The 16,252-nt window shown below is 67.1% G+C and carries 20 protein-coding genes; 6 read left to right on the plus strand and 14 right to left on the minus strand.

Features of this window, described 5'->3' with window-relative positions; genetic code table 11:
* Window positions 1-4: 4 nt before the first annotated feature.
* The 14 genes from ABIB28_RS10775 to flgB form a co-directional block, all read right to left on the minus strand.
* A complete protein-coding gene (locus ABIB28_RS10775; RefSeq protein ID WP_189676994.1) occupies window positions 5-1,399 on the minus strand; it encodes a glycosyltransferase in 1,395 nt (464 codons plus the stop codon).
* The gene (locus tag ABIB28_RS10780) at window positions 1,399-2,304 is read right to left on the minus strand and encodes a flagellar motor protein MotB (protein WP_189676995.1); all 906 of its coding nucleotides are present in this window, start codon (window positions 2,302-2,304) and stop codon (window positions 1,399-1,401) included. The genes ABIB28_RS10775 and ABIB28_RS10780 overlap by 1 nt, the downstream gene beginning before the upstream one ends.
* A gap of 289 nt (window positions 2,305-2,593) precedes the next feature.
* Window positions 2,594-3,457 (minus strand): flagellar motor stator protein MotA, encoded by an 864-nt coding sequence (gene motA / locus ABIB28_RS10785; RefSeq protein WP_133191621.1) that lies wholly within the window; start codon window positions 3,455-3,457, stop codon window positions 2,594-2,596.
* A 172-nt stretch (window positions 3,458-3,629) separates the two neighbouring features.
* A complete protein-coding gene (locus tag ABIB28_RS10790; protein WP_354288131.1) occupies window positions 3,630-4,544 on the minus strand; it encodes a flagellin N-terminal helical domain-containing protein in 915 nt (304 codons plus the stop codon).
* An 8-nt stretch (window positions 4,545-4,552) separates the two neighbouring features.
* Window positions 4,553-5,899: a flagellar hook-associated protein FlgK gene (gene flgK, locus ABIB28_RS10795; RefSeq protein ID WP_354288132.1), complete on the minus strand. Its 1,347-nt coding sequence runs from the start codon at window positions 5,897-5,899 to the stop codon at window positions 4,553-4,555.
* Window positions 5,896-6,246, minus strand: a complete 351-nt coding sequence (locus ABIB28_RS10800; RefSeq protein WP_133191624.1) for a rod-binding protein — start codon at window positions 6,244-6,246, stop codon at window positions 5,896-5,898. The genes flgK and ABIB28_RS10800 overlap by 4 nt, the downstream gene beginning before the upstream one ends.
* On the minus strand, window positions 6,243-7,325 hold the full coding sequence (locus tag ABIB28_RS10805) for a flagellar basal body P-ring protein FlgI (protein WP_354288133.1): 1,083 nt from the start codon (window positions 7,323-7,325) through the stop codon (window positions 6,243-6,245). The genes ABIB28_RS10800 and ABIB28_RS10805 overlap by 4 nt, the downstream gene beginning before the upstream one ends.
* A gap of 119 nt (window positions 7,326-7,444) precedes the next feature.
* On the minus strand, window positions 7,445-8,131 hold the full coding sequence (locus ABIB28_RS10810) for a flagellar basal body L-ring protein FlgH (protein WP_354288134.1): 687 nt from the start codon (window positions 8,129-8,131) through the stop codon (window positions 7,445-7,447).
* Window positions 8,132-8,142: 11 nt separating this feature from the next.
* Window positions 8,143-8,931 carry a flagellar basal-body rod protein FlgG gene (gene flgG / locus ABIB28_RS10815; protein WP_010184707.1) on the minus strand — a complete coding sequence of 263 codons (789 nt, stop codon included), beginning with the start codon at window positions 8,929-8,931 and terminating at the stop codon, window positions 8,143-8,145.
* A gap of 14 nt (window positions 8,932-8,945) precedes the next feature.
* A complete protein-coding gene (locus tag ABIB28_RS10820) occupies window positions 8,946-9,689 on the minus strand; it encodes a flagellar basal body rod protein FlgF (RefSeq protein ID WP_189676999.1) in 744 nt (247 codons plus the stop codon).
* Between the two features lie 23 nt (window positions 9,690-9,712).
* A complete protein-coding gene (locus ABIB28_RS10825; RefSeq protein ID WP_354288135.1) occupies window positions 9,713-10,960 on the minus strand; it encodes a flagellar hook protein FlgE in 1,248 nt (415 codons plus the stop codon).
* Window positions 10,961-11,002: 42 nt separating this feature from the next.
* Window positions 11,003-11,686 (minus strand): flagellar hook assembly protein FlgD, encoded by a 684-nt coding sequence (locus tag ABIB28_RS10830; protein WP_322160913.1) that lies wholly within the window; start codon window positions 11,684-11,686, stop codon window positions 11,003-11,005.
* A 1-nt stretch (window position 11,687) separates the two neighbouring features.
* Complete coding sequence (gene flgC, locus ABIB28_RS10835) at window positions 11,688-12,095, minus strand: flagellar basal body rod protein FlgC (protein ID WP_133191629.1); 408 nt, start codon at window positions 12,093-12,095, stop codon at window positions 11,688-11,690.
* A 1-nt stretch (window position 12,096) separates the two neighbouring features.
* Window positions 12,097-12,447 carry a flagellar basal body rod protein FlgB gene (gene flgB / locus ABIB28_RS10840; RefSeq protein WP_133191630.1) on the minus strand — a complete coding sequence of 117 codons (351 nt, stop codon included), beginning with the start codon at window positions 12,445-12,447 and terminating at the stop codon, window positions 12,097-12,099.
* A 283-nt stretch (window positions 12,448-12,730) separates the two neighbouring features.
* Here flgB and ABIB28_RS10845 point away from each other — a divergent pair, with 283 nt between their 5' ends.
* The 6 genes from ABIB28_RS10845 to ABIB28_RS10870 all read left to right on the plus strand — a co-directional run bounded on the left by ABIB28_RS10845 (window position 12,731) and on the right by ABIB28_RS10870 (window position 16,207).
* The gene (locus ABIB28_RS10845; protein ID WP_354288136.1) at window positions 12,731-13,387 is read left to right on the plus strand and encodes a MotA/TolQ/ExbB proton channel family protein; all 657 of its coding nucleotides are present in this window, start codon (window positions 12,731-12,733) and stop codon (window positions 13,385-13,387) included.
* Window positions 13,384-13,974: a flagellar motor protein MotB gene (locus ABIB28_RS10850; protein ID WP_354288137.1), complete on the plus strand. Its 591-nt coding sequence runs from the start codon at window positions 13,384-13,386 to the stop codon at window positions 13,972-13,974. The genes ABIB28_RS10845 and ABIB28_RS10850 overlap by 4 nt, the downstream gene beginning before the upstream one ends.
* Window positions 13,971-14,516: a flagella basal body P-ring formation protein FlgA gene (locus ABIB28_RS10855; RefSeq protein ID WP_206365609.1), complete on the plus strand. Its 546-nt coding sequence runs from the start codon at window positions 13,971-13,973 to the stop codon at window positions 14,514-14,516. The genes ABIB28_RS10850 and ABIB28_RS10855 overlap by 4 nt, the downstream gene beginning before the upstream one ends.
* Before the next feature lie 93 nt (window positions 14,517-14,609).
* Window positions 14,610-14,897 carry a flagellar biosynthesis anti-sigma factor FlgM gene (locus ABIB28_RS10860; RefSeq protein ID WP_133191633.1) on the plus strand — a complete coding sequence of 96 codons (288 nt, stop codon included), beginning with the start codon at window positions 14,610-14,612 and terminating at the stop codon, window positions 14,895-14,897.
* Window positions 14,894-15,244 (plus strand): flagellar protein FlgN, encoded by a 351-nt coding sequence (locus ABIB28_RS10865; protein ID WP_354288138.1) that lies wholly within the window; start codon window positions 14,894-14,896, stop codon window positions 15,242-15,244. Before ABIB28_RS10860 ends, ABIB28_RS10865 begins: the two co-directional genes overlap by 4 nt.
* Before the next feature lie 60 nt (window positions 15,245-15,304).
* Entirely contained in the window at window positions 15,305-16,207 is a 903-nt protein-coding gene (locus ABIB28_RS10870) for a lytic transglycosylase domain-containing protein (protein ID WP_354288139.1), read from the plus strand.
* Window positions 16,208-16,252: the final 45 nt, after the last annotated feature.

Consider the following 16,252-nt stretch of genomic DNA (forward strand, 5'->3'; position numbering starts at 1 on the left):
CAAGCTAGGGGGTCGCAGGCGCTTTCTCAACCGCTGGCGCCGCGAACGACCAGCATAAAGCGAGCAGCAGGAACGGCGTGACGAATTCGCGGTGGCGTTCCCCGAATTCGAACCACACGCCGAACAGCAGCAATTGGAGCCCGCAGGCGGCGATCAGCAGCACGAGCGTGAAGGGCAGGCGCGGTCCGAGCTTGAACGCCGCGCCGCCGAGCAAGGCGAGATGCGCGAGCATCGACAGCGGCCACAGGGCGGCGGCGAGCACGCGTGGCACCGGCGGACCCATCGCGACGAGCCGCGTCACGCCGAACTGCGCAATGCCCGACGCGCGGACGAATTTGGTCAGCGTCAGCCGGACGAAGCCGACCGGATGCGTACGGATCCACTCGACCGCGATCGCGCCGATGCGCTTGCCGTAAGCGAGCTCGGGGATCCCCTTGAGGGCGGGCGGCGGCGGTTGCCAATTGCCCGTCGCATCGGGATTGTTGCCAATCCACAGGCTCGCGCCGCTCGCGGTGGTGAGCGGGACGAAAGCGTGGAACACTGCCCAGTTGCGCACCCACCACGGCACCAGCACCACCGCTGCGACCACGCCGCCTTGCAGTCCCGTGCGCAGCATCGGCCACAGCCCGATCCGGCCGACGAGCACCAACCCGAACACAGCGGCGAGCGGCGCCTCGCCCGGCTGCGTCAGCGCGAGCAACCCGGCCGGAACCCCGAGCGCGAGCGCACCGCGCCAGCCCGCGCGGCGATCGATCCAGGCGAGCGCCAGCAAGAGGACGAGCAGCGCGCACAGCGACTCCTTCTGTGCAAGCGGCGCCGAAAACAGCACCGACGGCCAGATCAGATAGAGCCAGGCGGCGCGGCGTCCGGCCACCGCACTGCCGAGCCGGGACCCCAGGACGAACAGCAGCCATGCCGTCGCACCATCGGTCAGCGTGCCGAGCGTCAACACAGCGGCCGTGTCGAACCCGAAAACCGCGCCCCAGCCTGCCAGCAGCAGCGGATAGAGCGGGGGAAACAGCGCGCGCCACGCCGAGCCGAAGAACGGATCGTGGATCACCAGCCCGTGGCCAGCGAGCAGGCCCTTGGCGAGATTGAGATAGGCGTTGGGGTCGCCGGTCGATGTGCGCCCGACGGCAAGCAACGCGAAGACGCTGCGGACCACCACCAGCGTCGTCGCCAGCGCGGCGAGCGGCCCGATGCCGGGGCGCTCGCGCAGGATGTCGAACCCGGTTGCGGCGAGGGCGATCCAGCCGGCGACCGCGCCGATCGAAGCGACGGTGATGCCCCATCGCGCGTTCAGATCGGGGATCGAACTGAGCCCGTAGAGCAGCAGCAGCCCCAGCGCCGCCTGGACGCTCCATCTGGTCCAGCGCTCGATCTGGGTCCTGCGCGGCATCACTGCCCGAAAGCAGTCACTCGGTAGAGCAAGGTGATCGCGACGCGGCGGTTGCGCGGATCGGAGGGATTGTCCTTGATCATCGGCTCGCGGTCGGCGACGCCCTCGATCCGGTTGAACCGCGTGTCGGGCAACCCACCCGCGGCGAGCCGGCGCCGCGTCGCTTCGGCGCGCGCGCTCGACAGCATCCAATTGTTCATCGCGAGCGGATCGCCATAGCCCAGATTGTCGGTGTGCCCGCGGATCATGATCGGGTTGTCGGTGCCCTTGATCGATTTGGCAATCATTCCGAGCAGCGCCGACGCGCGCGGATCGAGTTGCGTCGTGCCGAGATCGAACATCGAGTAATCGGCATCGTCGAGCAGATCGATTCGCATCCCGTCATTGGTCTTGACGAAGCGGACATGGTTCGAGAGGCGCGCGAGGGCTGGGTTGGTCGCCATCGACTTGGTCATGGCGTGCTTCATCGCCTCGAAATTCTTGCGATCCTCGGTCGTCAGCGCCTTGTCCTTGAGCGTGCCCTTCTGCCCGGTGCCGACCTGGTCGCCGCCGATCGCCTCGACCGGGATCGTCATCGAGCGCGTGCCGGTCTGCGAGGCGCGGTGTGCGTAATTGTCCTTCGACGTCATCGAATCGCCACCGAAGATGCCGTTCGAGCCCGCGCTGTTTTCCTTCATCTGGACGAGCGTCGGCGAGAAATAATCGGCGAGCGCCTTGCGCTGCTTTTCGTTGGTCGCACCGAGCAGCCACATCAGCAGGAAGAATGCCATCATCGCCGTCACGAAATCGGCATAGGCGACCTTCCACGCGCCGCCGTGATGGCCGCCATGACCCTCGATATAGATCTTCTTGTAGATGATCTTGGGCGGCACGTTGGCGCCGTGCGGGGCGCGGGCGGCGGCCATCAGCGTCGGCCTGTCGGAAGGGTCTCAGGCGACGGCGCGAAGGCGCGAAGCGAAGAGGAGCCACGTGGAACCGCGGAGACGCGGAGGAAGAAGGAGGCGTTTGCGCGGCAGCGCAGAGCGCGCAGGTCGCGCAACGCAGGATGCGCGCGCGTCAGCATGCTGTCGTCTTCCGCACGGCAATGGTGCTGCGCTGCCGAAGCAACGACGTGCGACGCCGCCGCGTCTCCGCGTCTCTGCGGGAGCCCAACCTTTTCCGCGCCTTCGCGGCTTCGCGTTAGATCCGTCACGATTACCGCCCCCGCAACCCGTCGAACACCTCGGCGAAGCCGGGTTGGTTCGAATGCGCGATGCCGGAGCGCGCTGCTTCGATGACGAGCGGCTGCGGGTGGCCGTGGAGCGAGGCGATGATGATCTGCTTGACGACATGGTAGATCGCGCCATCGGCATCGAGCACTTGCTTGAGGCGATTGGCGAGCGGCGCGACGATGCCGTAGGCGAGCAGAACGCCCATGAAGGTGCCGACCAGCGCCGAGCCGATCATCGCACCGAGGATCGCCGGCGGCTTGTCGATCGAGCCCATCGTCTTGACCACGCCGAGCACCGCCGCGACGATGCCGAGCGCGGGGAGCGCGTCGGCGAGCGTCGCGATCGTGCCTTGCGGGCCCTCGACCTCGTGGTGGTGGGTCTTGATCATGTTGTCCATCACATCCTCGACGGCATGGACGTCGAGCGTGCCCGACGACACGACGACGAGCCGGAGCGTATCGGCGATCAGGTTGGTCAGCGCATGATCCGACAGCAGCCGCGGATATTCGGCGAACACTGCGGAGGAAGCCGGATCCTCGACATGCGGTTCGAGCGCGATCGGGCCTTCGGTGCGCAGCATCTTCATCAACTTCGACACGAGGAAGATGACGTCGAGATAATCCTGCTTCTTGTATTTCGGGCCCTTGAAGACCTTCATCAACCCGCCGCCGAGCGCCTTCAGCTCCTTCATCGAATTGCCGATGATGAGCGCGCCGACTGCGGCGCCGCCGATGATCAGCATCTCGTGCGGGATGGCCTCCATCACGGGGCCGAGCGCGCCGCCGGTGATCGCGAAACCGCCGAAGATCATCACGAGAAGAACGACTATGCCGATGACCGGAAACATGAGTGGCGGTGGCCCCTGGCTGACGCGGGTCGGGTGGACCTGCGGACTATGATGACGGCTTAGCGGGGATTGGTGTTCAACCAGTTAACCAACGAAGGTTTGTTTTACCCCCATCGCCCTCAGGAGCGGGGCAAGCCGCGCCGATCGCTTGCGCTCCCGGCGGAAGACCGGCTTATTTCAGGTAATCGAACAGCGAGAGCGAGCCGAGCTTGGTGAAGCTTGCTTGCGTTGCCGAAAGCACCGTCATCGTCTTCTGCAGTTCGGCGATCGCGCTCGACAGGTCGGTATCCTCGAGCGCCGAGCGATCGAGCTCGCGCGCGCTGGCGGCGTCGGTCGACTGCGTCGAGACGATGTCGAGCCGCGCCGCGCGCGCGCCGACCGAGCCCTGGACCGCGTTGACCTGCGTCATCGCGCCCTTGAGTCCATCGGCCGCCGTGCCCGCAGCACTCGAAATGTCGCCGCCCGCGTTGAGCGCCGAGATGAAGTTCGCGAGCACCGCAAACGCATCGGTCGTGCCGCCGCCGCTCGTCGGGATGTTGCCGAACACGCGCTGCGCGCTGTCGGTCGCCTGGATATTGGTGCCGTCGGCGATCGGGATCGCCGAGACTTCGCCCGTGCCGCCGAAGCTGACCGTGCCGTCGGCGGCCTGGGTCAACGCATTGGTTCCAGTCGCCGCGCCGAACAGCGGCTGGCCGCGCGCATCCTTTGTTCCAGCCAGATTGACGAGATCGTCGCGGATGCTCTGCAGCTGGATCGCGATCGCCTTGCGGTCGGTGTCGTTGAGCGTGCCGTTCGCGGCTCGCGTGGTAAGCTCGGCCGCCTGCTGGAGTTGGGTGCCGATCGCGCTCAGCGTCGAATCCGACTGCTGCAGCAGCGATGTCGCCATGCTCACGTTGCTGGCATAGGCCTTGCTGTCGGCGGTCGCTTGTTTGATCGTGGAAAGGCGGTTGTACGCGACCACGTCGGCGGACGGATCGGTGAACTTCTTGGTCGACGCGATCTGCGTGTTGAGCGTATCGGCCTTGGCCGACAGCTTCGACAGCTGCGACGCTCCGGTGTCGTAGAATTGGCTGGTGCCGATCTGCATGGCGGGTCCTAGCGGATGTCGAGGATCGACTGGAGCGTGTCGCGCGCGACCTGGATCACGCGGCTCGACGCCGAATAGGCTTGCTGAAAGCGCAGCAGGTCGACCGCTTCGCTGTCGAGATTGACCCCCGATACGGCGTCGCGCGCGGCAATTGCATTGTCGCGGATCGACCCTTGCGCTGTCGCGACTTGCTGGCGGCTGGCGAGCGTGGCGGCGTTGCTCGAGACGAGCGCGGTAGCCTTGGTCTCGAACGCGCCGGTGGTGCGCAACGTGGCGAGATTGGCGAGGTTGCTGTTGTCGCGCGGGCTCGCGCCCTTGGCGGCGGCGGCGATGCCGTTCGGGTCGGTGAGTGCGACGGTGATGTCGGTCGCGCTGCTGCCGGTCGCGAACAGCGCTGCGCCGGCAGTGCCCGTAAGGTCGCTGCCTTCCGCCTGGACGGCGTTGACTTCGCTGGTGAAGGCGCTGGCGATCCCACCGAGCTGGATGCGGGCATCGGCGATCCGCGCTGCGGCCTCGACCACGCCTGCAAGCGCGCCGCCCGACGAGGTCACCGGCGCCACGCCGTCGGCGGCTTGAACGGTGAAGGCGACGGTCCCGTCGCTGCCACGCGCAAAGCCAACGCTTGCCGACTGGTTGCCCGCGACGAGCGTCGGGCCGCCGCCGTTGCCGAGCTTCACGCTCGCGCGCCCGGCCGAGTCGGTCGAAACCGAGAGATCGCTGATCGCACTCATTTGATTGAGAATCGAATCGCGTTGGTCGGCGAGTTGCGCCGCGCCGTTCGAGCCGGGTTGTACGCGGCCAAGCCCGTCATTGACCTTGGCGAGGGCGGTGCCGAGCGCGGTCAGTGTCGTCACCGCCTGCGTCGCGGTCGTATCGAGATCGGCGTCGAGGCTGTCGAGCGCGTTGCCCGTTGCAGTGAAACTGGCGGCGACGGTCTTGGCCTGTTCGAGCATCGCTGCGCGCGGCGCCGATGCGGTGGGATCGGCGGCGACGGTCTTGGCCGAATTGAAGAAGCCGGTGATCTGCTCGCCGACCTGGTTGCCGGTCAGCGCGCTCTGGATGCGGCCGAGCCATTCGACGCTGGTGTCGGTCCGCGCGAGATCGGCGCTGGCGTTGCGCACGTCGGCGGCGCGCAGCGAGTCGGCCGAGCGCGTAATTCCGGCGGCGATGACGCCTTGCCCGACCGCGATCTTGCCGCCGCTCGCGATGCCGAGTGCGGGCGCGACTTCGCGCAAATCCGCGGTCCGCTTGGCATAGCCCGGCGTCGCGGCATTCGCGATATTCTCGGATACGGTGGTGAGCGCGGTCTGATACGCCTTCACCCCGCTCGCGCCGATGCTGAGCAGGTCGCTCACGGCGTCTTGCCCTCAGCCGGCGGCTCGGCGGCGGGCTGCAGGGCGGCCTGCGACTTGGCGAGGAACGCGGTCATCGCCTTGCCGATGCCGAGCGGCGCATGCTCGGCCATGTTCTGCGCGACTTGCGTGTCCTGCATTTCCTTGAAGGTATCCATGCCCTTCGAGCCGAACAGGCCATCCTCGGCGAGATGCGTCGACCGCATCGACTTGACCATCATGCCGGTGAACACCGCTTCGAACTTCTTGCCGGCGGCCTCGAGATTGGCGCGGCTCTGCAAGCGGCTGGTGTCGACGCTGATGCCTGTCGTCGGGCCCGGGATCGGGGTGATGGCGGGAACGTCGCTCATAGCACGATCAACTCGGCCTTGAGCGCGCCGGCTTCCTTGAGCGCTTCGAGGATCGCGACCAGATCGGCCGGCGAGGCGCCGATCGCATTGACCGCCTTGACCACGTCGGACAGCTTGGGGCCGGGCTCGAGCAGGAACATCGGGTGCTTTTCCTCGTCGACCGCAACTGCGGACTTTTGCTGCTTGGCGGTCTGGCCCTGGCTGAACGGCAAGGGCTGGCTGACCTTTTCGGTTTCGTCGATCCGCACCGTCAGCTTACCGTGTGTCACCGCGGCGGTGCCGACGCGGACCGCAGAGTTGATAACGACCGTTCCCGTCCGGGCATTAACAATTACTTTTGCCGAGGGTTCGGCCGAGACGACGTCGAGGTTCTCGATCTCGCTCATCAGCGTTGCGCGGATGTCGCCGCCCACCGGCGCGCGGACCGCGACCGAGACGGCATCGGTCGCCTGCGCGGTGCCCGCGCCGAGCCGCGAATTGATCGCGCCGGCGACGTTCTGCGCCGTCGTGAAATCGGCGCGTGCGAGGTTGAAGGTCAGGGTGGGCGTGTTCTCGAACCCGGTCGCGACGGCGCGCTCGACCGTCGCGCCTTCGGGGATGCGTCCCGCCGAGGGGATGTTGACGACGATCGTCGAACCGTCCTTGCCCTCGGCACCGAGGCCACCGACGGCGAGATTGCCCTGCGCCATTGCATAGATCTGGTTATCGGCGCCGAGCAGCGGGGTCATGATCAGCGCGCCGCCGCGCAAGGACTTGGCCTTGCCCATCGAGGCGACGGTGATGTCGAGCTTCTGGCCGGGCTTGGCAAAGGGCGGCAGATCGGCGGTGATCATCACGACGGCGGCGTTCTTGAGGCCGGGGTTGACGTTTGCGGGCAATTGCAGCCCGAAGCGCGAGGCGACCGCCTTCATCGACTGGATGGTGTATTCGAGATTGTCGTCGCCCGTGCCGGGAAGGCCGACGACGATGCCGTAGCCGGTCAGCTGGTTGGTGCGGATACCCTGGAAGCCGCCGAGATCCTTGATCCGGTCGGCCGAGGCGGGGGTGGCAAACAGCACGGCGAAAAGGAAAGCGAGCACCAGCTTCCAGCCGTCACCCCCGCGAAAGCGGGAGTCCCGCTTCTTGCCCGCGGTCCGAAGGGGGAGCGGGACCCCCGCTTTCGCGGGGGTGACGGGGGGGAGGGCGCGCGAAAGGGTCATCAGAACGGGCTCACCACCGAGAAGAAGCGGCTCAGCCAGCCCTGGCGGCTCGCGCGCGCCACGTCGCCCTTGCCGGTATAGGCGATCTGCGCGTCGGCGACGCGCGTCGAGGGAATGCGGTTGTTGGCGTCGATATCGGCGGAGCGGACCAGCCCCTTGATCTGGACGAACTCGTCGCCGCGGTTGAGCGTGACGCGCTTCTGCCCTTGGACGAGCATCGTGCCGTTCGAGAGCACCTTGCTCACCGTCACGCTGACTTCGCCCGACAGGCTGTTCGACTGGTCGGCGGCACCGCTGCCGTTGAAATTGCGCGACCCGCTCATCGACACGTCGGTGCCCTGGAACAGCGCGAGCCGGCCGGTTGTCGGCGGGATCAGGCTGAGGCCGCCGCTCGAGCCGAGCTTTGAATTGGCGGATTTGGAGGCAGCGGTCGCCTCGACCAGCACGATCGTCAGCGGATCGCCGACGCGGCGCGCGCGCGTGCCTTCGTAGAGCGCGGCATAGCCAGTGCTCGCCTGGAAGATCGACCCGTTCGCCACCAGCGGCGCCTCGGGCTCGGCTGCGGGGAGTGCCGCCGAGAAATCGACCGGGGGCTTCTTCTTGCCGCCGAACAGGTTCGCTTGTGCGACCGTCGGCACGAGGGCGAGCGTCAGGACGCAGGCGATTCGGAGTGAGAAGGATGCCATGGTGTTAACCATCACAGATTTTGGTTAACATATTTCAGCATCTCGTCGGTCGCGGTGATCATTTTCGAATTCACCTCATACGCGCGCTGCGTCTCGATCATGTCGACCAGCTCCTCGACGACATTGACGTTCGATCCTTCGAGCTGCCCCTGGCGGATGTTGCCGCGGCCTTCCTGGCCCGCGATGCCGAGATTGGCCGCACCTGACGCCGAAGTCTCGGCGAGGTAATTGTCGCCCTTCGACAGCAGGCCCGCGGCATTGGGGAAGCTCGCGACCTGGATCTGCCCGAGCTGGGTCGAGGCCGACTGGCCGGGGACGGTTGCCGAGACGGTGCCGTCGGTGCCGACGGTGATCGCGGTCGCGCCTTCGGGGATCGTGATGCCGGGCTGGACTTGATAGCCCTCGCTCGTCACCAGCAGGCCCTCGGGGCTGCGCGAGAAATTGCCCGCGCGGGTGTAGCCGAGCGTGCCGCCGGGCAGCTGGACCTGGAAATAGCCGTCGCCGTCGAGCGCCATGTCGAGGCTGTTGTTGGTCTGCTGGAACGACCCTTGCGTATCGATCCGCGCGGTGCCCTGGATCTTGACGCCGGTGCCGAGGTTGAGCCCCGTCGCGTATTTCGATTCCGAAGAGCTCGGCGCTCCGGGCGCGGTCACCGTTTGGTAGGCGAGCGTCTCGAACGCGGCGCGGTCCTTCTTGTACGCCGTGGTGTTCACGTTCGCGAGGTTGTTCGAGATGACGCGCATGCGCATGTCCTGGGCATCGATCCCAGTCCGCGCGATCTGCATGGCTGCACTACCCATGGTCTATTCCTTCTTCAGCTTGGCAGCCGCATCAGCGATGCGCTGGATTCATCCATGTCCTTGGCCGACTTCATCAGATTGGCCTGGACCTCGTAGCTGCGCTGGTTCTCGATCATGTCGACCAGCGCCTGAGTCATGTTGACGTTCGATCCCTCGAGCGCGCCGCTCTCGATCTTCGCGTCGACATCGGCGGGGAGCACGCCGCCGCCGCGCACGTAGAGCAGATTGTCGGTGCCCTTGACGGTGTCCGACCCCTTGGCGCTGGCGATCTTGAGCGTGTCGATCACTTGCGGATTCTTGATGTCGCCGCCGATCGGAATGATCGAGATCTCGCCGCTCTGCGAGATACTGACGCTTTGTGCCGGCGGGATGGTGATCGGGCCCCCCGACCCGATCACCGGGAAGCCGTCGCCGGTCTGGAGCACGCCCGAAGGCGCGATTTCCAGATCCCCGCGGCGCGTATAGGCTTCGGTCCCGTCGGTCGCCTGGACGGTCAGCCAGCTGTCGCTCGCCACCGCGACGTCGAGCGGACGCCCGGTCTGCTGGATCGTGCCGGCCTTGCGATCGGCATCGACCACTTCGGCCGACGCGGGCGTACGCGTGTCGAAATCGGAGCCTTGCAAGGACAGCCGGTCGAACACGACGCGATCGGCGCGAAAACCGATCGTCGAGGCGTTCGCCATATTGTTGGCGATCGCGGCCTGCGACGCGAGATGCGCCTTGAGCCCCGAGGCCGCGGTGTAGACCAGCTTGTCCATGCGCTACTCCAATCGCCTCCCGATCAGCCCTGAATCTGGATGATCGTCTGCGAGATCTGGCTGGCAGTATCGAGCGCCTTGGCGTTGGCCTGGAAGTTGCGCTGCGCCGCGATCAGATTGACCAGTTCCTCGGTGATATCGACGTTCGACCCCTCGAGCGTGCCCGACAGCATCGAGCCGAAGCCGTTCTCGTTGGCGGCGCCGAGCGTCGCCTGGCCCGAAACGCCGCTTGCCGACCAATAGCTGTTGCCCATCTGGCGAAGGCCCGTTGGATCGGCGAAATTGGCGAGCGCGACCTTGCCGAGCGCGACGGTGTCGCCGTTCGAATAATTGGCCGAGACGATGCCCTGCGTATCGACCGCCACGCCGGCGAGCATGCCGACCGAAGACCCGTCGACGCTGCGCGTATTGACCGCGAACGCCGTCGAGGCTTGCGTCGAACCCGCCAGATCGACCGTCAGCGTCTGCGAGACGCCGCCGGTGCCGGGCATGAAGGCGTCATAGGCGATCGCCGCGGTCGGCGCGGTGAGCTTGCCGTCGCTGCCGAACGTCACGGGCGTTCCCGCGGTCGATCCGCCGACGGTCAATTCCTTGTCGCCGGCAAAGCTGTGCACCGTCCAGGCATTGTCCGCGGTCTTGACGTAATAGTTCGTGAGCGTGCTCGCCTTGCCCGACGAATCGTAGATCGTCGACGTCGTCGTGCTGTTGTAGCTCGCGGCGTTGGTCGGGCTGAACGTTGCGGACGGCACGCTCGCGGCGGCATAGAGATTGACGCCGAGCGCGACCTTGCCGGTCGCCACCGGGGTGCCGCTCGTCTCGGCCAGGTTGAGCGCGCTCAGCCCCGCCGCGCCCGTTGCGGTGGCGTTGCCCTTGGCATCGACCGGATAGCCGAGCAGCGCCGACCCTTGCGCGTCGACGATGTTGTGCGTCGCTGGATCGACCTTGAAGCCGCCGTTGCGGGTATAGGCGGTGGTGGGATTGAGCCCGGCGGTCTTGACCGTGAAGAAGCCGTCGCCGGTCACCGTGAGATCGAGCGCGCCGCCGGTGGTCTTGAGATTACCCTCCGTGAATTGCTGCTGGTTCGCTTTGACGACCACGCCCGACCCGACGAGCTTGGTCGGATCGGTCGCGATGCTCGAGGCGATCACGTCGGCGAAATTGGTGCGGCTCTTTTTGAAGCCGTCGGTCGAGACGTTGGCGAGGTTGTGGCTGACGGTCGAGAGTTCGGTCTGCGCGGCCTGCAGGCCGCTGAGCGAGGTGTAGAAGGACATGGCGGGCTCCTGAAAATCTGGGAAGAAAGCGGGGGAAGGGCGTCAGCCGACTTGGCGAACCGCACTCAGCGCGACCTGGCCGACACCGGGGACGGTGAGCGTCGGGCTGCCAGTGGCGGGAACCGAGACGGTGGAGACCGGCGCCCACACCAGATTGCGGCCGGCGACGCTGCCGCTGGCGCTGCTCGCGCTGACCGAGACGGTGAAGGGGCCGGCGCCGGCGTCGGTGCCGCTCGCGGTCTTGCCGTCCCAGTCGTAATTGATCGTGCCGGCCTTCTGCGCGCCGAGGTCGAGCGTGTTGAGCAACTGGCCGTTGGCATCCTTGATCGCGACGCGGACTGCGCTCGCATCACCGTCGATCTCGGCCGCGCCGGCGATGCCGCCGCTGGTCCGGCCGTAGGCGGTGCTGCCTTCGGTGAGGATCGTCTTGCCGACATAGGACAGCGCGTCGGCGGTGCTGGTGGCGCCGAGCTTGGTCTGGATCGCCTTCAAGGTCGTGCCCATGTCGGCGATGCCCGAGGTGCTGGTGATCTGCGCGAGCTGCGCGACCATCTGGCTGTTGTCGGTCGGCGAGAAGGGGTCCTGGTTCTGCAGCTGCGCGGTGAGCAGCTTGAGGAAATCCGACGTGCCAAGCGAGGTCGACTTGGCGGTGGCCGCTGCGGCCGAAGTCGACTTCGTCGCGCTGATGCCGAGGCTGGAGAGCGTGGAATCGAAGGTGCTGGCCATGTTAGCGTCCCATCTTGAGGGTATCGAGGATCAGCGATTTCGCCGTCTGCATGACCTCGACATTGTTCTGGTAGGTGCGCGAGGTCTCCATCATGTCGACCAGTTCGCGCGTTTCATCGACCGCCGATTCCCAGACGTTGCCGTCCTTGTCGGCGAGCGGATGCGACGGATCGTAATGCTTCGACGGCGTCTCGCCGGCGGTGACGATGCTTTCGACGTTGACCGTCGCGAGGCCCGAGGCCTTGTCGTACTGCGTGCGGAAGATCGGTTTGATCGTGCGGTAGGCGGTCTCTGCGCTGGTCGTGACCGAACCGGCATTGGCGAGGTTCGACGCGGTCGTGTTCATCCGCACGAGCTGCGCGGACATTGCGCGCCCGGCGACCTGGAAGATCGTGAGAGGATCGGCCATTCTATTCGCCTCGCAGTGCACGGGTGATCTGGCTGATCCGCCCGTTGAGGAAGGAAAGCGTCGTCTGATAGGCGACGGCGTTCTCGGCAAAGGCGGTCTGCTCGGTCGCGAGCTCGACGGTGTTGCCATCGAGCGAAGGCTGCGAGGGCACGCGATATTGCAGCGCGCCGGTGATGCTCGCATTGCCGCCGCCGGCATTTTCGACCGCGGCGAGCGCGGTGTGGAAATCGACGTCCTGCGCCTTGAAGCCCGGGGTCGAAGCGTTGGCGATGTTCGACGCGAGTACGCCCATGCGCTGCGAACGCACTTCGAGGGCTGACCCATGTACTCCGAACAAACTGTCGTTGGGCATCGCCCGTCTCCAGCGCCTTATTGCGCGAAGGGGTATCAGCAAGGGGCGTGCCAAATGGAGTATGGGCGTGAAATGCGGCATTCGGCGGGAGCGGGCGGCAAACGCTTGCCGGAGGGCGGCAATGCGATTGCCGGTCGTCGCCCCGGCGCAGGCCGGGGCCGCTGCGACATGAGAGAGCCGGCGTAGCGCGCGGGTGACGCCGTGCGCGGTTCCATGGCGGCCCCGGCCTGCGCCGGGGCGACGCGGGGGTGAAACTGGCCCGCGCCTTGCAGTGACTCCCGCGATGACAGCGCTCCTTGCCCCCTTTCTCGATCCGCTCGCTTTCGCCATCGTCGGTGGGGGGACGCTCACGGCGATGGTGCTGCGCACGCCGGCGCGCGACTTGGCGGGCGGGTTTGCCGCGCTCGGGTCACTTGCCGGGGCGCGGTTCGATGCCGACCCTTTGCTCGACCAGATCGCTGCCTTCGGCCGCATCGCCAAGCGCCACGGCGTGATGGCGCTCGACCGCTCCGTCATCGCCGACCCCGACATCGCCGCCGCGGTCGCCGCGATCGTCGACGGCGCGACGCCCGAGGATGTCGCCGAACTGCTCCGCCAGCGCCGCCGTGCGCGCACCGAACGCGCCGTAGCGTCCGCAGAACTTTGGTCGGGCGCGGCCGAGACCGCACCGGCGATGGGCATGGTCGGCACGCTGATCGGCCTCGTCGGCATGTTCGTGAAGATGCAGGATCCCGCCGCGATCGGCGCGGCGATGGCGGTCGCCTTGCTCGCCACGCTTTATGGCGCGGTGCTCGCCAATCTCATGCTTGCGCCGATCGCCGCGCGGTTGCGCCGCCAGGCGCGCGACGAGGCGATCGAGCGGTTGCGGCTTGATCCGCCGCTGATCGCGCTCGCCGCGCGCGAGCGTCCGCGCGGTGCCGCGCTGATGGAAGTCGCATGACCGCAGCTGCCTTCGAGGATGCGCTGCCCGAGCTCGGTTCGAGCCGGCCGGTGTGGCTGATGACGCTCGCCGATCTGGCGCTGCTGCTGATCGGCTTCTTCGTGTTTCTCCAGGCGAGCCAGACGCTCGACCGGCATGCGCTCGCCAAGGGCCTGCGCGAGGGGTTCGGCGTGCGCGACAGCGCGCGGACCGAGCCCGCCGATCCGATCGCGGTGTCGGTCGGCGCGTTGCGCGGCTTTGCGCCGGGCTCGGCAGTGGCGACGCAGTCGCCCGATGCGCTGATTGCCTGGGCGCGCGAGGCAACGCGCGACCGCCGGGTGACCTTGCGGATCGCCGGAGCGGTCGATGGCTCGCCTGGCGATGTCGACCCCGTCACCGGGAGCGGCGCGATGCTCGCCGCCGATCGCGCGCGCGCGGTGGCGACGCTGCTGCTCGTCGCGCATGCCGTTCCCGCCGATCGCCTCACGATCGTCTCCACCGCGCGACCGCTGGGCCGATCGGTGACTGTCTCCACCGGCTTTGCCGGGGCCGGCACGCGCTTGCCGCCCGGCAACCCCAATTTGCCGCCTCAAAGGACCCCGCGATGATTCGTCGTCTCCCCTTGCTCTTGCTCGCCGTCGCCGCGCCGCTCGCCGCGACAGCGCCGCGGGCCTTCCAGGATACCACCGCGCTCGACCGCGCCGTGACCGCCTTTGCCGGGCACGGCATTGGCGACGAAGGGGGCGCGCGCACGCCGATCGACAGCCGACTGAAGCTGGCCGCCTGTCCGATGGTGTCGCTGGCGTGGCGCTCCGAGGTGCATGATGCCGTCGTCGTGACGTGCACCGGGCCCGAATGGCGGATGTATGTGCCGATGAAGCTGCCCGTGGCGGCGCCCAAGGGTGCCGCGCCGCTCGTCCTGACGCCAAGCGAAGTCAGCGCGGCGCGCCCCGTTTATGTCATCAAGCGCGGCGATCCGGTGACGATCAGTGCGGGGTCGCGCGGCTTCTCGATCACGCGCGACGGCATCGCGGTCGGCGATGCCGTCGCGGGCGGGCGCTTCCTCGTCAAGATCGACGCCGCCAAGGCACCGATCCAGGCGGTCGCGATCGACAGCGGCCGCGCGACGCTGCCGGGCTGGACCGAATAAGCGGCACCGCCAAAAAAGCGCGAAATCTTTTCTTAAGGTCCGCGCGCATCGGTCGTTCCTCTCTATGTCAGCGAGAACCGCGAAGGTGCAGACATGGTAGATGCAATCGGATCCAAGGCAGTCACACCGCACGACCGGCTGGTCGTGCCGGTAGCCGCTGCAGCAAAGCCCGCGGCGACGGTCGAGCGGCGGAGCGACGCGGTGGCCCAGCAGCGCGAGCTGTCGGCGATCGCCTTCGACTTCGGCAAGCCAAGCGCCGCCGAGACCGAGCGCGTCGACGAAGTCCGCCGTGCGGTGCGCAACGGAACGTACCCGATCTCCCCTGAAACGATTGCCGACCGGATGCTCGCTTTGAAACTGTATTGGAGCCCGAACAAATGAGCGTCCCGACGCGGCGCGACGCGCTGATCGGCGTGATCGAAGCGCTCCATGCCGAGATCGGTGCGTTGAAGGTCAACGACGTCGCCGCGCTCGAGCGCGCGACCGCCGACAAGCTCGCCGCGATCGAGGCGGTTGCCGCATTCGGCCAGGCGCCCGCCGGCGACGACCTGCGCGCGCTTGCCGAGGAAGCGCATCGCTTGAACGAAACCTGCCGGATCTACGTCAATCTGATGGCGGCAAATGTTCGCCGCCGCCTGCAAACCTTGACCGGGTCTGCCGGTGTCGCGACCGGGTCGGGCCCCGGAACGGTCTATCGCCCCGGCATGGGGCTCGCCGCTTACGCCTGATTAAGCATCTTGGCACGACCCTTGCTGTGCTTGCCGTGAAGACGCGCAAGCAGGGGTCCGATGCCTTTCAATCCACTTTCCATTCTGAACGGGGCGGTCGATGCGACCGGCGCTGGCGGTGCGATCCGCAACGCCATCGCCAATGCCAGTCAGAAGACCGGCATCGACTTCAACTATCTGCTGGGGCAAGCCAAGCTCGAGAGCGGACTGAATGCCTCGGCCAAGGCCGGGACGTCGAGTGCGCGCGGGCTGTACCAGTTCGTCGACCAAAGCTGGTTGCGCGTCGTGAAAGCGCACGGCGCCGAGAACGGCCTCGCCTGGGCCGCCAACGCGATTACGACGGGTGCCGGCGGGCATGCCACGGTCTCCGATCCGACGATGAAGCGCGCGATCCTCGCGCTGCGCAACGATCCGGCGGCGGCGTCGCTAATGGCGGCCGAACATGCCAGCGACAATAAGGATGCGCTCGAAAGCGCGACCGGGCGAACCGCGACCGGCACCGATCTCTACATGGCGCATTTCCTCGGTCTCGGCGGCGCGCGCTCGTTCCTGACGACGATGCAGGCCAATCCCGACAAGAGCGGCGCGGCGATGTTCCCCGTCGCCGCACGCGCAAATCGCGGCGTGTTCTTCAATTCCGATGGCAGCGCGCGATCGCTCTCCGACATTTACAGCCGCTTCTCGGCCAAGCTCGGCAAGAGCATCGAGGGCGCCAGCGCACCCGCAACGTCGGGCCTTGCCGCGACGCGGCTTGGTTCGTGGGGCGCCGACGTCATCCCCGGCAACGCCGAAACCTCGACCTCGGACGCGACGATCTGGGCGCAGTCGACGCTCGAGCGCTTGGGCGGCGCGATGGGCAGCTCGACGACGCAGATGGCATCGAACTCAGCCGCCAGCTTGCTCCGTCCGACGCCGGCGAACGCGCGGCTCGCGTACATGTTGCTCGCGCAGATGGGGGCGTAACTAAGTGGCGATTGCTCTGACAGCTCCCGCCGGAAAGGCGGGCGG

The sequence above is a fragment of the Sphingomonas sp. UYEF23 genome, from assembly GCF_040546165.1.
Lineage (GTDB): Bacteria > Pseudomonadota > Alphaproteobacteria > Sphingomonadales > Sphingomonadaceae > Sphingomonas > Sphingomonas glacialis.

Excerpts from the sequence above, each read along its gene's own strand:
- ABIB28_RS10775 (WP_189676994.1), bottom strand. The coding sequence starts at position 1,399 with ATGCCGCGCAGGACCCAGATCGAGCGCTGGACCAGATGGAGCGTCCAG.
- ABIB28_RS10780 (WP_189676995.1), bottom strand. The coding sequence starts at position 2,304 with ATGGCCGCCGCCCGCGCCCCGCACGGCGCCAACGTGCCGCCCAAGATC.
- motA (WP_133191621.1), bottom strand. The coding sequence starts at position 3,457 with ATGTTTCCGGTCATCGGCATAGTCGTTCTTCTCGTGATGATCTTCGGC.
- ABIB28_RS10790 (WP_354288131.1), bottom strand. The coding sequence starts at position 4,544 with ATGCAGATCGGCACCAGCCAATTCTACGACACCGGAGCGTCGCAGCTG.
- ABIB28_RS10800 (WP_133191624.1), bottom strand. The coding sequence starts at position 6,246 with ATGAGCGACGTTCCCGCCATCACCCCGATCCCGGGCCCGACGACAGGC.
- ABIB28_RS10810 (WP_354288134.1), bottom strand. The coding sequence starts at position 8,131 with ATGGCATCCTTCTCACTCCGAATCGCCTGCGTCCTGACGCTCGCCCTC.
- flgG (WP_010184707.1), bottom strand. The coding sequence starts at position 8,931 with ATGGGTAGTGCAGCCATGCAGATCGCGCGGACTGGGATCGATGCCCAG.
- ABIB28_RS10820 (WP_189676999.1), bottom strand. The coding sequence starts at position 9,689 with ATGGACAAGCTGGTCTACACCGCGGCCTCGGGGCTCAAGGCGCATCTC.
- ABIB28_RS10825 (WP_354288135.1), bottom strand. The coding sequence starts at position 10,960 with ATGTCCTTCTACACCTCGCTCAGCGGCCTGCAGGCCGCGCAGACCGAA.
- ABIB28_RS10830 (WP_322160913.1), bottom strand. The coding sequence starts at position 11,686 with ATGGCCAGCACCTTCGATTCCACGCTCTCCAGCCTCGGCATCAGCGCG.
- flgC (WP_133191629.1), bottom strand. The coding sequence starts at position 12,095 with ATGGCCGATCCTCTCACGATCTTCCAGGTCGCCGGGCGCGCAATGTCC.
- flgB (WP_133191630.1), bottom strand. The coding sequence starts at position 12,447 with ATGCCCAACGACAGTTTGTTCGGAGTACATGGGTCAGCCCTCGAAGTG.
- ABIB28_RS10845 (WP_354288136.1), top strand. The coding sequence starts at position 12,731 with ATGACAGCGCTCCTTGCCCCCTTTCTCGATCCGCTCGCTTTCGCCATC.
- ABIB28_RS10850 (WP_354288137.1), top strand. The coding sequence starts at position 13,384 with ATGACCGCAGCTGCCTTCGAGGATGCGCTGCCCGAGCTCGGTTCGAGC.
- ABIB28_RS10855 (WP_206365609.1), top strand. The coding sequence starts at position 13,971 with ATGATTCGTCGTCTCCCCTTGCTCTTGCTCGCCGTCGCCGCGCCGCTC.
- ABIB28_RS10860 (WP_133191633.1), top strand. The coding sequence starts at position 14,610 with ATGGTAGATGCAATCGGATCCAAGGCAGTCACACCGCACGACCGGCTG.
- ABIB28_RS10865 (WP_354288138.1), top strand. The coding sequence starts at position 14,894 with ATGAGCGTCCCGACGCGGCGCGACGCGCTGATCGGCGTGATCGAAGCG.
- ABIB28_RS10870 (WP_354288139.1), top strand. The coding sequence starts at position 15,305 with ATGCCTTTCAATCCACTTTCCATTCTGAACGGGGCGGTCGATGCGACC.